Origin of the sequence: uncultured Bradyrhizobium sp. (assembly GCF_964252615.1) — a bacterium.
Taxonomy (GTDB): Bacteria; Pseudomonadota; Alphaproteobacteria; order Rhizobiales; family Xanthobacteraceae; genus Bradyrhizobium.
This window is the reverse complement of the sequence record NZ_CAXUNQ010000058.1, coordinates 1-13,701: the sequence shown is the minus strand read 5'-3', so window position 1 is coordinate 13,701 and position 13,701 is coordinate 1. Positions and strand designations below refer to the sequence as shown.

Annotated in this window: 9 protein-coding genes and 1 pseudogene; 6 read left to right on the top strand and 4 right to left on the bottom strand. The window is 64.5% G+C overall.

What is annotated here, in order from left to right; all coding sequences use genetic code 11:
• The 3 genes and pseudogenes from ACFE72_RS21170 to ACFE72_RS21160 all read left to right on the top strand — a co-directional run.
• The coding region (locus tag ACFE72_RS21170) for a hypothetical protein (RefSeq protein WP_375415084.1) at nucleotides 1-273 on the top strand (273 nt) is incomplete at its 5' end.
• A gap of 92 nt (nucleotides 274-365) precedes the next feature.
• Nucleotides 366-443 (top strand): annotated as a pseudogene (locus ACFE72_RS21165) (hypothetical protein); the annotation flags it as partial.
• 213 nt (nucleotides 444-656) lie between these two features.
• The gene (locus ACFE72_RS21160; RefSeq protein WP_375415094.1) at nucleotides 657-3,554 is read left to right on the top strand and encodes an autotransporter domain-containing protein; all 2,898 of its coding nucleotides are present in this window, start codon (nucleotides 657-659) and stop codon (nucleotides 3,552-3,554) included.
• 62 nt (nucleotides 3,555-3,616) lie between these two features.
• On the opposite strand, the gene ACFE72_RS21155 is transcribed toward ACFE72_RS21160, so the two are convergent.
• Entirely contained in the window at nucleotides 3,617-3,916 is a 300-nt protein-coding gene (locus ACFE72_RS21155; protein WP_375415083.1) for a hypothetical protein, read from the bottom strand.
• A gap of 445 nt (nucleotides 3,917-4,361) precedes the next feature.
• On the opposite strand from ACFE72_RS21155, the gene ACFE72_RS21150 reads away from it, so the two are divergent.
• Nucleotides 4,362-5,606 carry an extensin family protein gene (locus ACFE72_RS21150; protein WP_375415082.1) on the top strand — a complete coding sequence of 415 codons (1,245 nt, stop codon included), beginning with the start codon at nucleotides 4,362-4,364 and terminating at the stop codon, nucleotides 5,604-5,606.
• 89 nt (nucleotides 5,607-5,695) lie between these two features.
• On the opposite strand, the gene ACFE72_RS21145 is transcribed toward ACFE72_RS21150, so the two are convergent.
• The 3 genes from ACFE72_RS21145 to ACFE72_RS21135 all read right to left on the bottom strand — a co-directional run bounded on the left by ACFE72_RS21145 (nucleotide 5,696) and on the right by ACFE72_RS21135 (nucleotide 10,009).
• On the bottom strand, nucleotides 5,696-6,613 hold the full coding sequence (locus ACFE72_RS21145; RefSeq protein WP_375415081.1) for an FAD binding domain-containing protein: 918 nt from the start codon (nucleotides 6,611-6,613) through the stop codon (nucleotides 5,696-5,698).
• On the bottom strand, nucleotides 6,610-9,297 hold the full coding sequence (locus ACFE72_RS21140) for a molybdopterin-dependent oxidoreductase (protein ID WP_375415080.1): 2,688 nt from the start codon (nucleotides 9,295-9,297) through the stop codon (nucleotides 6,610-6,612). The genes ACFE72_RS21145 and ACFE72_RS21140 overlap by 4 nt, the downstream gene beginning before the upstream one ends.
• 73 nt (nucleotides 9,298-9,370) lie before the next feature.
• The gene (locus ACFE72_RS21135; protein ID WP_375415079.1) at nucleotides 9,371-10,009 is read right to left on the bottom strand and encodes a TetR/AcrR family transcriptional regulator; all 639 of its coding nucleotides are present in this window, start codon (nucleotides 10,007-10,009) and stop codon (nucleotides 9,371-9,373) included.
• 172 nt (nucleotides 10,010-10,181) lie between these two features.
• Here ACFE72_RS21135 and ACFE72_RS21130 point away from each other — a divergent pair, with 172 nt between their 5' ends.
• A complete protein-coding gene (locus ACFE72_RS21130) occupies nucleotides 10,182-11,477 on the top strand; it encodes an HlyD family efflux transporter periplasmic adaptor subunit (protein WP_375415078.1) in 1,296 nt (431 codons plus the stop codon).
• Between the two features lie 42 nt (nucleotides 11,478-11,519).
• On the top strand, nucleotides 11,520-13,109 hold the full coding sequence (locus ACFE72_RS21125; protein WP_375415077.1) for a DHA2 family efflux MFS transporter permease subunit: 1,590 nt from the start codon (nucleotides 11,520-11,522) through the stop codon (nucleotides 13,107-13,109).
• Nucleotides 13,110-13,701 lie beyond the last annotated feature (592 nt).

The following is a 13,701-nucleotide window of genomic DNA, read 5'->3' as shown; positions in this document are numbered from 1 at the left end:
ACGCTGCAACTCGGCGATGGAGGGACGACCGGCTCGATTGTCGGCAACGTGCTCAATGACGGTCGGCTGACCTACAACCGCACCAATATTTTCGACTTCGGCGGAGCCGTTTCAGGCAGCGGCTCCCTGCAGGTGCTCGGCGGCTTTCTCGGCTTGACCGGGACAAATACCTTTTCCGGCGGAACTAGGATCGTCTCGGGCGTGCTGGCCGTCGGCAGCCTCTCCAGCGGGGGGTTAATGGCGGGACAGCCGGTTCTCTGTCCGGCAACGTAGATGTCGCAGGCGCGTCGGGAAATACGCTCAATCAGCTATGGTTCACCCGAACCGATAATACGACCTTTGCCGGCGATATCACCGGATCAGGGTTGGTAGCGAAGTTCGGCCCGGGCGTTCTGACTTTAACCGGCACGAACGTTGCAGCCGGGACCGTCATTTGGGACGGAGTTCTTCAGATTGGCAATGGCGGCACCTCCGGCTCATTGGGAGGCGGCGTTAGCTTTCTTGGAACAACGAGCACCCTGCGGTTCAATAGGTCCGATACGCTTCTCTTCGGAAGCTTCATCGGTTCAGGAGGGTTTGTTGAACAGGCCGGTAGCGGCACGACCATCCTGACCGGAACGGTTCTCGGCAGCCCGATCACGATTTCCGCGGGTACCTTGCAAGTTGGCGGCGGCGGAACGACCGGTTCGCTCGGGACCGGCGCCGTCACCAACAATAGCATACTCGCTTTCAACCGGTCTGATGCGCTCGCTGTCGCCAATGCCATCTCCGGCACCGGCGCTCTGCAGCAGCTCGGCGCCGGCACCACGACCCTGACCGCCGACAATAGTTACACCGGCGGAACGACGATCGGCGCCGGCACGCTGCAGCTCGGCAATGGCGGCAGCACGGGCTCGATCGTCGGCAACGTGGTCAACAACGGCGTGCTGGCGGTCGACCGCTCCAACGCCGTTGCGCTCGGCGGCGTCATCTCCGGCGCCGGCGCCTTCCGGCAGGCCGGCACCGGCACCACCACGCTGAGCGGCGCCAACACCTATACCGGCGCAACCACGGTCGCGAACGGCACCCTGGCCATCGCTGCGGGCGGCGGCATCACCTCGAATGTGACGAACAACGCGACCTTCAGCAATTCCGGCTCGGTCGCGGGCAGCGTCGCCAATGCCGGCACCTTCAACAACAATGCGGGCGGCACCGTTTCCGGCCTGCTGACGAATACCGGAGGCACCACCGTCAATGCCGGTCGCCTCGACGGCGGCGCCGACGTCACCGGCGGCGGCCTGACCACGACCGGAACGATTTCGAAAGGCCTGACCAGCATCGCCTTGGTCAACGCAGCCGGCGGCGCGATCAACGGCGCGATCGCCAACCATGCGGGTGCCACCTTCAACGTCACCAACCTGGTCACCAGCGACAACATGTTCAGCAATGCCGCCAATGCCACGCTCGCGATCGGCACCGGCGGTTCTTATACCGTGCAGGGTTTGCTCACCAACAGCGGCGTCATCACCGTCGCCAGCGGCGGCCAGTTGATCGCCACCCTCGGCGGCATCACCAACAATGCCGGCGGCACCATCGCCGTCGCGCTCGGCGGCGCGGTGAAAGACGATCTCAACAATGCCGGCGCCATCGCCAACAACGGCGCCTATATCGCCGACGTCGCGGCCAACACCGGCGCCGGCAGCATCACCAATGCCGCGACCGGCGTCTGGACCGGCAACGTTCTCGGCAATGCGGCGGTCGTCACCAACAGCGGCGCCTGGACCGGCAACGTCGTTTCCAATACCGGCACCATCAACAACAAGCTGACCTGGACCGGCGCGATTGCGAATGCCGGGACGTTCAACAACAACGCCGGCGCGACGGTATCCGGCCTGCTGACCAATACCGCCGGCGTCACGGTGAACAACGGCGCGCTGAACGGCGGAGCGCGTGTCAGCGGCGGCACGTTCACGGGTTCGGGCACGGTTGCAAATCTCACGGTTTCCGGCGGCGTCTTCGCGCCGGGCAACGGAACGCCGGGCTCCTCCATGACGGTGGCCGGCAATCTCGCGTTCCAGTCCGGCGCGATGTACCTGGTAGCGCTCAATCCGACCTCGGCCTCCTCCGCCAATGTCGGCGGCACCGCGTCTCTCAACGGCACCGCGGCGGCGGTCTATCTGGGCGGAAACTACGTCTCCAGGAAATACACCATCCTCACCGCGGCCGGCGGCGTCAGCGGCACCTTCGGTTCGATCGTCAACGCCAACGTGCCGGCCAATTTCACCTCGACGCTGAGCTATGACGCCAACAATGCTTACATCGATCTGGCGCTGAATTTCGTTCCCACCCCCGCGCCGAATTTCGGCTCCGGCCTCAATGTCAACCAGCACAACGTCGCCGATACGCTGGTCAACTTCTTCAACAGCAGCGGCGGCATTCCGGCGGTGTTTGGCGGCCTTTCGCCGAAAGGACTGTCACAGGCTTCGGGCGAATTGGCCACGGCTTCGCAGCAGACCACCTTCGATGCGATGAACCTGTTCCTCGGCTTGCTGACCGATCCGTTCGTGGCGGGCCGTGGCGATGGCGTGGTGCCGCCGGGCGCATCGCAATTTGCCGAAGCGAACGACGCCGCAAGCGCTTATGCGGCAAACGGCACGCCGCGGACCATGCGCGAGCGCGAGGCCTATGCTGCGATCTATCGCAAGGCGCCGATGCGCGACAGCTACGATCCGCGCTGGAGCTTATGGGCGGCAGGCTATGGCGGATCGCAAACCACCGCCGGCGATCCGGTGCCCGGCTCCAACAGCACACGAAGCGGCATCGGCGGCGTCGCGGCCGGCGCCGACTACCTGTTCTCGCCCCGTACGCTGGCGGGGTTCGCCATCGCCGGCGGCGGCACCGGTTTCAATGTCAACGGTTCCGGGAGCGGCCGCTCCGATCTGTTCCAGGCAGGCGCCTTCGTGCGCCGCACCGCCGGCCCCGCCTACCTGTCGGCGGCGCTCGCTTATGGCTGGCAGGACGTCACCACGGACCGCGGCGTGACCGCTGCCGGCACCGATCTGCTGCGCGCGCGTTTCAATGCGACCGCGGTTTCGGGCCGGCTCGAGGCCGGCTATCGCTTCGTCACGCCGTGGACGGCGATGGGCGTAACGCCCTACGCGGCCGGGCAATCTACCCGCTTCGATCTTCCGGCCTATGCGGAGCAGGCCATCGCCGGCGCCAATACGTTCGCACTGAGCTATGCCTCGAAAAGCGCGGCCGATACGCGGAGCGAAATCGGCATCCGCACCGACAGGTCATTCGCGATGTCGAACGGCATCTTCGTCTTGCGCGGCCGCGCGGCATGGGCGCATGATTTCAACACCGACCGCACGATCGGCGCGACGTTCCAAACCTTGCCGGGCACATCGTTCGTCGTCAATGGCGCCGCACAAGCCGCCAACGCCGCGCTCGTCTCCGCATCGGCGGAAATGAAATGGCTGAACGGTTTTGCGCTCGCCGCCACCTTCGAGGGGGCGTTCTCCAATGTCACTACCAGCATCGCCGGCAAGGGTGTGGCACGGTACACGTGGTGAAGCAAAGCCCGGCGAAAACCGCCGGGCTATCTGCTGCTGATCGCAATGCGCCGACTGCGGGATTACTTCACCCGGGCCGGGGTCAGGTTCATCGGCTTCGACGGTTTGGCCCTAGGCGGCTTGTAGGCGACCGGAGCCGCTGCGTGCGCCGGCGCGAACACCGACCGGCAGCCGTCGCTCAACTGGGCTTTCTGCCGGATCATGCAGGCGGTCACGCGCTCCACGTCGGGGATTTCAGAACTGCACAGCCGCATCGCGTCGCCAGTGCAAAGTTGCTCCTGTTCGGGGCTGTAGGCATGGCAAGCCGTCGACAGCATGCCGACCACGAACGTCGTCGCGATGATGGTTTTGGAAAAAATCATTGGATGCCCCATATGCGCCAGAGTGGTGCGCCTATTCCCGGCGCGTCGTGGCGTGTGAATACGGGGTAATGGTTTCAGCAGTTTTGCGTCGCGGGCACAAAACGGTTTCGTCGACGGGAGAATTGTTTCTTCGCACCAAAAAGCCCGGCGGTCCGACCGCCGGGCTCTGATTGGGTGGGCTGGTGCTAGATCACGCCCAGCACGATCGCGCCGACAAAGGCGAATGCAACATAGGCCGTAACAACACTCAGTCTGCTGACGATAGTCATGGGAGTTCTCCCTGGTAGCGCCGCTGCCCGATAACAAGGAAGGTAGCCGATCGTTCCCGGACATTAAAGTCAGCCTTGCTGTCTATTGGCTTTTTCCCATAGCCGGAATCATGGTTAAAACTTCGTAAAATCAACGCGTTGAAGAGTCCTTAAATAAATTCGACCACCATGCGCGGATGGCGCACGGAGTTCGTTTTTATCTCGTCGGCTCCCTCGTCCTCGTTTCTCTGGCAGGTTGCGGCCGCGGCTTTTTTCAGTCCGCGGAGCGCGAACCGTGGCGGGCCGAGGCCGAGGTGGCGTGTCTGAAATCCGGCGCGGTGAAGGAGAACGCCGATCTGGTCCGGATCAATCCTATTTCGGGTCCGGGCGTGTGCGGCGCTGAATTCCCGCTCAAGGTCGCAGCTCTCGGCGAAAGCAGCGGGAGCTTTGGCTTCGCCGATGATTTGCGGCCCCCGGCGGGGATCGGCGGTAACCAGCCGCGGTGGCCGGTGTCGCAAGCGCAGCCGGCGGCGCCCGGATCCTACTATCCGGAAACTGCGGCCCGGCAGCCCGGCTACGGCGCGAGCGCCAATGGTCCGGTTTCGCTGACCGCGCCCGGCGTCGTCTCCGGCGAAGACGGGATCGAACTGCCGCCCGAGGGCAGTCCGTCGGCGGGTGTCTCGCCGATGAGCGCGCCGCGAATCCGCGCGCCTGCCGGCCGGGTCGAGACCTATCCCCAGAATGAGCGCTATTCCACGCCGCCTTCAAATGGCCCGGGGTTTGCCGCAAGCGGATCGCAAGAGCTTTCGCCGCTGCCGCGGCTCGGGCCGTCGCAGGGTAACCCGGTTGCCGCGTTCGGTCCGGTCGTGGTGACGCCGACGGCGACCCTGGCCTGTCCGATCGTCTCGGCGCTCGATCGCTGGCTGGCTGACTCCGTGCAGCCGTCGGCGATGCGATGGTTTGGCGTGCGGGTGGTCGAGATCAAGCAGATCTCGGCCTATTCCTGCCGCGGCATGAACGGCAATTCGCGCGCACACATTTCCGAGCACGCCTTCGGCAATGCGCTCGACATCGCGGCGTTCATGCTGGCCGACGGCCGCCGCATCACGGTCAAGGATGGCTGGAAGGGAACGCCGGAAGAGCAGGGTTTTCTGCGCGACGTGCAGGGCGCGGCATGCCAGCAGTTCAACACCGTGCTGGCGCCGGGCTCCAACGTCTACCATTACGATCACATCCACGTCGACCTGATGCGCCGCGCCAGCCGCCGCATCATCTGCCAGCCCGCCGCGGTATCGGGCGAGGAGGTCGCCGCGCGCCGTTCCCAAGGCAGCTCCTATGCGAGCCGCGAGCCTTCGGTGACGGGATCGCTGGGCGGACGGCACGCGCCGTCGCACCGGTCCAGGTCCAGGATCGAAGAAGAAGACGAATTCGAAGACGATTAGCATTGCTGCCGTCACCCGGAATCCGGACCGACCTTATGCGACGAGCCGCTCCAGTCGAACGTAGGCGGATTACGCTTCGCTGATCCGCCTTACGCGGTGGTAAGCTGCAGCAGCAGGTCGTAGACCACGCCGCGCAGCAGATCGAGCTTGTAAGCCGTCATCGGCAGCGGCTTTGCTGCGGCGGTCGCCTGCCTCGCGGCATTGGCGATGTCCGCCGAGTTTGCCGGTACGCCCTGCAACGCGGCCTCGGACGCGATAAGGCGGAGCGGCACCGGAGCAATACCGCCGGCGGCAATGCGGATGATCTGGAATGCGCCGCCGAAGACGACGGCGCGGGCGCACACTTCAACCAGCGGCCATTCCGCATGGCTGCGGCTGATGGCGCGCTTGTAGAGCGCGCGCTCGCCGGGGACCGGTGTCGGAAGCTCCACACTCCGGATCATTTCACCGGGCGCAAGCGCGTGGTCCGCTGTGCCGTTGGAGCCGTCGCCAAGGAGTTCGCCGATCGTCATCCCGCTTCGCCGGTCGGTTGAAACGCTGGCCTCGTAGGCGAGCAGGGCCGCTGCCATGGTGGAGGGATGCGGGGCCACGCAGGGGCCGAGATCGAAGGCGACGCTGTAGAGATGATTGCCGGCGCGGGCGGGACATTCGGTGCCGCCCTTCTTCAGACAGGCGATGCGCGGATTGCGAAAATACCAGCAGCGCGAGCGCTGCGCGAGATTGCCGCCGAGCGTGGCGAGATGACGGATTTGCGGCGTCGCAAGACCCTGCGCGGCGGCGGCAAGGCCGGGATAGGCTCGGCCGATGCCGGCGTCGGCGGCAATCGCGGAGATGGTGGTGAGGGCTCCGATGCGCGCAGCGCCGTCCGCGCCCCAGTGTATCCCGATAGTGTCGGGCGCTGCGGTAATGTCGATCAGCGGTCCTTTCGAAACGCCGCTGCGCCGCCGTTCGGAAAGATCGGTTCCGGCGGCGCGGAATTCGGCCGCATGAATCGAGCAGGTGGTCATGCCGCGCTCCTTCCATTCAGCGCGGCGATGAGACGGTCAGGCCGGATCGGGAGTTCGGTCAGCCGAATGCCGGTGGCGTTGCGAATGGCGTTGGCGATTGCCGGCGATGTCGGAACGGTTGCGACCTCGCCGATCCCGACGCTGCCGCCGAGCACGTGGTCGAAACCGCCTTGGTCGAAATGCACGTCGATGGGCGGCGTGTCTGAAATGCCGGGGATGCGGTAATCCTCCATTCCGCCGGTGAGGACATCACCGCTCCGCGAATCGAGCTCGCGCGCTTCATAGAGCGCATAGCCCATGCCCTGGATCACCGAGCCCGCCGCCTGACTGCGGGCGAGCGCCGGCGCGGCGATCTTGCCGACCGCAATGCCGGTGTGGACACTGAGCACGCGCACGTGCCCGAGCCAGGTGTCGACCTCCACCTCGATTACCTGCACCGAGCTTGGCACGCCGGCGCCGATGGCGAGATTGGAGAATCGCCGCATCATCCAGCCGAAAATCATCCCCATGAAGCCGGCGTCTTTCAGCGGCGACCGGATTTTCGGCGTCGCCGGCTTGCCGTCCTCAGGCCTATCCGCTGCTTCAACAAGGTCGGGGGAGGCTGCGATCATCTCCCGCCATGGCGCGTTGGAGCCCGGGGTAGGCGGCTGTTTTGAATGTCGTTGGATGGCGGCCTTGAGCTTTTGTGCAGCGAGCAACGCCGGCGGGACAACGGACGCCGTCGTCCGGCTGCCGCCCGAGCCCGGTCCTTCCGGCAGGTTCGAATCTCCGATCCGGACCTCGATCTCGTATGGTTCGAGACCGAATTCGTGCGCAATCGTGTTGGCGATCACGGTGCGGCTGCCGGTACCGATGTCCTGAGTCGCGGTGCGCGCGATGAGGCGTCCGCCCTGGACCGCCAGTTCGACCTTCGAGCCGGGCTGCCAGAGATAGAGCCAGTATCCGGTCGCGATGCCGACGCCGCGGCGATAGCGGCCGGTCTGCGGCGCCGGCGTCGCATTGCGCCAGACCTCGAGCCTGGAGGCCCAATCGTAAAGACGCTGGCGATTCGGATCGGGATCCCAGCGCTTGCGCAGTGCGATCGGATCTACCTTCATCCGAACTGCGGCTTCATCGATTGCCTGTTCCAGCGCGAAGGCCATCGGCGGTCCACCGGGACCGCGGAAGGCGGCACCGGGCGGCAGATTGCTGATGACGTCGAAGTCGGCCAGCTCCTTTGCCTCCGCCGGATAGATCAGGCGCGCCAGCGCCGCGATGGTCGAATTCACCGCGGCTCCGGTATCGGCATGGGCGGTAAGCGACAGCGCTTTAAGATCGCCGGTTTCGGAAGGCAGCAGCGCGATTTTGACTTCCGCCGCCGGCCGGTAACCGGTGACGGACAGTTCTTCATGCCTGTCGAATGCGATTCCCACCGCGGCCTTTGCGGCGCGCGCGAGTTCGATCGCCGCGATGGTCTCCATGCCGAGGCCGGATTTCGAACCGAAGCCGCCGCCGACATGGTCGGCGATCACCCTGATCTTGTCATGGTCGAGCTTATAGCGCTTGGCGATCAGCTCCATCAGGTGAAACACTGCCTGCGTCGAGACGTGCACGGTCAGCCGGTCGCCATCGAAGCGAGCGACGGCGGCGTGCGGCTCCAGGCAGGCGTGCTGCTGCGTGCCGGTCCGGAATATCCCCTCGACCAGCAGCGGATTTTGCGACTCGCGTGCGGCCGCGACCCAGTTGCGCGCTTTTCCCGCCCTGTGCGAGAACGCCGAGGACGGGCCGCGGATGTTGCCTTTCCAGGGCGCCGGCGATCCCGCGCCTTCCGAGACGTTGCCGGCTTTCTTCCTGCTGGATTTTTCAAAAACGACCGGCGCATCGGGTTGGCGTGCCGCGTCCAGTCCGACCACCGACGGCAGGCTTTCGCTGACGATTGCGATGGCCGCAACGGCCTCGAGTGCAGTCTTGCGGTCCGTCGCCGCGACGGCTGCGATGGGGTCGCCGACGTAGCGCACGAGCCGGTCGTCGCCCAGCAGGGACACCGCCGCCCTCACGCCGGGAATCGCGCGTGCCGGAGCGAGGTCCAGCTCGACGATCCGCGCATGCGCGGCGTGGGAGCGGAGGATAGCGCCTTCGAGCTGTCCATCATGCCGGATATCGACGGTGTATTTCGCGCGCCCGGTCACCTTCTCGCGCGCCTCGACGCGCGGAGAGACGAAATCCTCGGCATCGTATCGGCCCGCACATGCTTCCGCCACGGCGCGGAAAATGCCGTCATAGGCGCCGCACCGGCACAGATGCCCCGAAAGTGCGGCGCCGATTTGCTCCCGCGACGGCGTCGCCGTTCCTTCGGCTCTCCGCCAGCGGTCGTGAAACGCCGCAGCCTCGACGATGAAGCCCGGCGTGCAGAATCCGCATTGCAGGGCATCGTGCGCCATGAACGCTTTCTGAACCGGGTGCAGTTTGCCGGCACCGATGCCTTCGACCGTTGTCACCGATCTATCCGCGGCGTTGCGTGCAGGCACCAGGCAACTGACCACCGGCGCGCCATCCAGCAGCACGGTGCACGCTCCGCATACGCCCGCGCCACATACGAGCTTCGTTCCGGTGAGGTTGAGCGCACCCCGTACGACATCGATGAGAAGCGCATCGGGATCATCGGGAAGGCGCTCGCTGCGGCCGTTGATCGTCATCGTGCTCATTTGCGACTTTCAGGTCATGTCCGGAATTTTCGCGGCCGCGTGGCCTCGCTGCGTACCAGAGGCATGCGTGAATCTAGCGGGGCGTGACCCGGTAGGCCGCAAGAAACATCCGGGTCGCGCTTTCTATCACTTGCGCGATCCGCTCCGCCGACGGCGCCGGCGAAGCCTGGAAAACGAAGGGCAGGAACAGCGACGCCTGACATGCCATCATGAATTGCGAGGCCGCCAATTCGCAGTCTTCGATTTCAAGCTCCGCCGTACCGCGCGCATCCAGATAAGCGGCAAGCCTGGCGATCGTGTGCGCCACCACGTTGCTGTAGAAGCGGCTGCCGACCTCGGGCATTCGCTCCGCGATCGCCATCACGGTGCGGATCGCCGATCCGCCGCCCGGCCGGCACAGCAACTCGATATAAGCTTGGCCGAATTCCCGCAGCGTCGTGGCAACGTCGCGATCGGGATCGAAATTGAACGCTACCTTCTGCTGGTCGAGCACTTCCTCTTCGACAATGGCTTCGAACAGTCGGTTCTTGTCAGCAAAGTAAACGTAGAGCGTGCCTTTGGAAACGCCCGCCGCGCGGGCAATTTCTCCCATGCTGGCGCCGTCGAAGCCCATGGCCAGAAACAGCTTGCGCGCGCCGTCGAGAATCTGCCGCCGCTTCGAACTGTCTTCGTCCGCAACCAAAGAGAGCGTTGCGCGTGTTGATGCAGCCATGTGTTTAGCTTTTCCGAAAAGTCCCCCGCCGAAATGTTTCGAAAGGAGGTCTCGCGATGCGTCATTCGGAAAATATCTTGACCGAACCGTTCGGTCAAGATATTTGATGGTGGTTTAGCGTCCTCACGCCATTGGGCGGTGCGATGTCGTGGAATGTAGCCAGGAGGCCGACATGGCCGTAGCGAGAGAGCAGGCCGCCCGTATCATCCGCGCCGAACCGGATGCGGATGATAGCGAGTCAGCCCGCACCGTTCCCGTCGAGCCGCGCCGCGCCGTTCCGCCGGATGATCCGGCCGCGCGCCGCGCAGCGGATGCGCCAGCATCCGACAAAGCCCCCGATACGCCTTCTGCCGCACCGGCCGCGGCCGTTGCGGCAAAATCCGGCAAGCGCAAATTCGTCCTGATGGGAATCGTCTTGCTGCTCGCGCTCGCAGCCGTGAGCTATGGCGCGTATTACACGCTGGTCGGGCGCTTCTACGTCGCGACCGACGACGCCTATGTCCGCTCCAACAACACCATACTTGGCGCGCGGATATCCGGCCACATCGCGGCGATTATTCCGAACGACAACGTGCTGGTTCGCGCCGGTGAGGTCGTCTTCAAAATCGACGATGGCGACTACCGAATCGCCGTGGACGCGGCGCGCAGCAAGATCGCCACCCAGCAGGCGACGATCGACCGTATCGGCCGTCAGGTCATGGCGATGCAGAGTGCAGCCGAGCAGTCCAGGGCGCAGCTCGCCTCCGCCGACGCCAACATGAAACGCGCCGAGCTCGATTTCGATCGCCAGCAGGCATTGAGCACCAAGGGGTTTGCTTCGCGGGCGACGTTCGAACAGTCTCAGGCGGGGCGCGATCAGGGTGCCGCGGCGGTGCAGTCGGCGCAGGCGGCCTACAACGCGGCGCGCGACGGCGTCGAAGTGACCAAGGCGCAGCAGGATGAGGCCCGCGCGCAACTCGCCGAACTGAAGACGTCGCTCGCCAAGGCCGAACGCGATCTCGACTTTACCTCGGTCCGGGCCCCGGTCGACGGCACATTTTCCAACCGCCTGGTCAATACCGGCGATTTCATTCAGGCCGGGCAGCGGCTCGGCAATCTGGTCCCGCTCAACGACGTCTTTGTCGATGCCAACTTCAAGGAAACCCAGCTCAAGCGCATCCGGCCCGGGCAGCCGGTGACGATCTCGGTGGATGCCTATGGCCATCGCAAATTCGCAGGTGTCGTCGACAGCATTTCGCCGGCGGCCGGCTCGGTATTCACGCTGCTGCCGCCGGACAACGCCACCGGCAATTTCACCAAGATCGTGCAGCGGCTTCCGGTCCGCATTCGCGTGCCCAAGGAGGTCGCGCGGCAGAACCTGCTCCGCGCCGGGATGTCGGTCTACACCACGGTCGATACCCGCGAAGGCGCCAAGGATGCGGACAGCGACGCCGATCTCGATGCGCCGCAAATGGTTCATCCGCAATAGTCAGGCGTGCGCCTGATCGAAACAAGTCAGACCGGACAGCCCATGGCGGACGTCACCCCCGCAACGCCGTCGATGAGGAACGCGGTTGCCGTGCCGTCGGAGCGGATTTCGCCGCGGCGGCTGTTCGCGTTTCTGATCATGGTGTTCGGGATGTTCATGTCGATCCTGGACATCCAGATCGTCTCGGCGTCGCTGGCCGAGATCCAGGCCGGATTGTCGGCGAGCTCGACCGAGGTGTCGTGGGTCCAGACGTCGTATCTGATCGCCGAAGTGATCGCGATACCGCTTTCGGGATTCATGTCGCGCGCGCTTGGCACCCGGCTGCTGTTCGCGATTTCCGCATCCGGCTTCACCATCGCCAGTTTCCTGTGCGGCTTCGCCTCGACCATCGAGCAGATGATCCTGTGGCGCGCGATCCAGGGATTTCTCGGCGCCGGCATGATCCCGACAGTGTTCGCATCGGCCTATACGGTGTTTCCGCGCAACAAATTCCATATCGTCGGCCCCATCATCGGCCTGGTCGCGACGCTGGCGCCGACCGTGGGGCCGACGGTCGGCGGCGTCATTACCGACTGGATGTCGTGGCACTGGCTGTTCTTCATCAACATCGTGCCCGGCATCGGCATCACCATCGGCGTGCTGGCGCTGGTGGATTTCGATCAGCCCGATTTCGCGCTGCTGGACCGCTTCGACTGGTGGGGCCTGATCACCATGGCGGGTTTTCTGGGCTCGCTGGAATACGTGCTGGAGGAGGGGCCGCAATACGAGTGGCTGCAGGATACGTCGGTCGCGGTCTGCGCCGCGGTTTGCGTGGTTTCTGCGATCGCCTTCTTCTATCGCGTACTGACCGCGCAAGAACCGATCGTCGACATCCGCACCTTCACCAACCGCAATTTTGCGGTCGGCTGCCTGATCTCGTTCTGCGTCGGCATCGGCCTTTACGGCCTGACCTACATATATCCGCGCTATCTGGCCGAAGTGCGCGGCTACAGCGCGCTGATGATCGGCGAAACCATGTTCGTCTCCGGCATCACCATGTTCCTGACCGCGCCGATCGTGGGACGGCTGATGCAGAAGGTCGACATGCGCCTGATCATCGCCGCCGGCATCGTCATCTTTGCGCTCGGCTCCTGGCAGATGACCTCGATCACCCGCGACTACGATTTCTACGAATTGCTGGTGCCGCAGATCCTGCGCGGCATCGGCATGATGTTCGCGATGGTGCCGACCAACAATATCGCGCTGGGCACGCTGCCGCCGGAACGGGTGAAGAACGCCTCCGGCCTGTTCAACCTGACGCGAAATCTCGGCGGCGCGGTCGGCCTCGCGGTCATCAACCAGGTGCTGAACGAACGCACCGACCTCCACATCTCGCGCCTGCATGACCGGGTGACGTGGGGAAACGCCGCGGCGACTGAAACGCTCAACATGTTCACCCAGAAATTTTCAGGCGCGGGCGATGCCTCGCTGATGGCGATGAAGCAACTGTCGCAGATCGTTCACCGCCAGGCGGTGGTAATGGGCTATGGCGACGCCTTCTTTATCCTCACGGTGTTCTATTTCGGCCTGAGCCTGCTGGTGCTGCTGCTGAACAAGCCGGCGGCGCTGTCGTCGCCGGAGCCGGCGCATTAGGCCCCCTCAGATTGAGAAACGTGCGCTAGGTCAAGGGTTTAGCACACGTCACATATAAGGCGGCAAGTCTTGCGGCAAACCTCAGGCGCGTTGCGGCTGAATTGCGGCCAAGGCCGCCGTTTCCGCCGGTTCCGGCGCTTTGTGACAGTCGAAAATCGAGCCGGTGGAAGGGTTTAAGCGCGACGGCCGGGGGCCGCCCTCAATACGCGGCGGATTCGGCTGCAGGATCAGGCGGTTACGTGGGATTGGCAGCGGGCGCGGTCGATCCGCGTTCGCGATGCGCCCCGAAAATCCAATGCAACAAAGCACTTGCGGACGATCTGCAATTTGCGCATGGCTTGCACATTAACGCGCGCAGCGAGTCTTGCGGCAAACTGAAGGCAAGCGTTTTTTCGCGAAAAGTCTTGCGGCGAAATTGAGGCACGCTGGGCCGATGAATTTTTGCGGCGATTGTGTCGACTCAACCTGTACGAGTATTCGACAGTTTCGCGGCTCTACCCTTTGTCATGCCCGGGCTTGTCCCGGGCATCCACGTTTTTGCGGCCGCGCGTGGATCAAGACGTGGATGGCCGGGACAAGCCCGGCCATGACG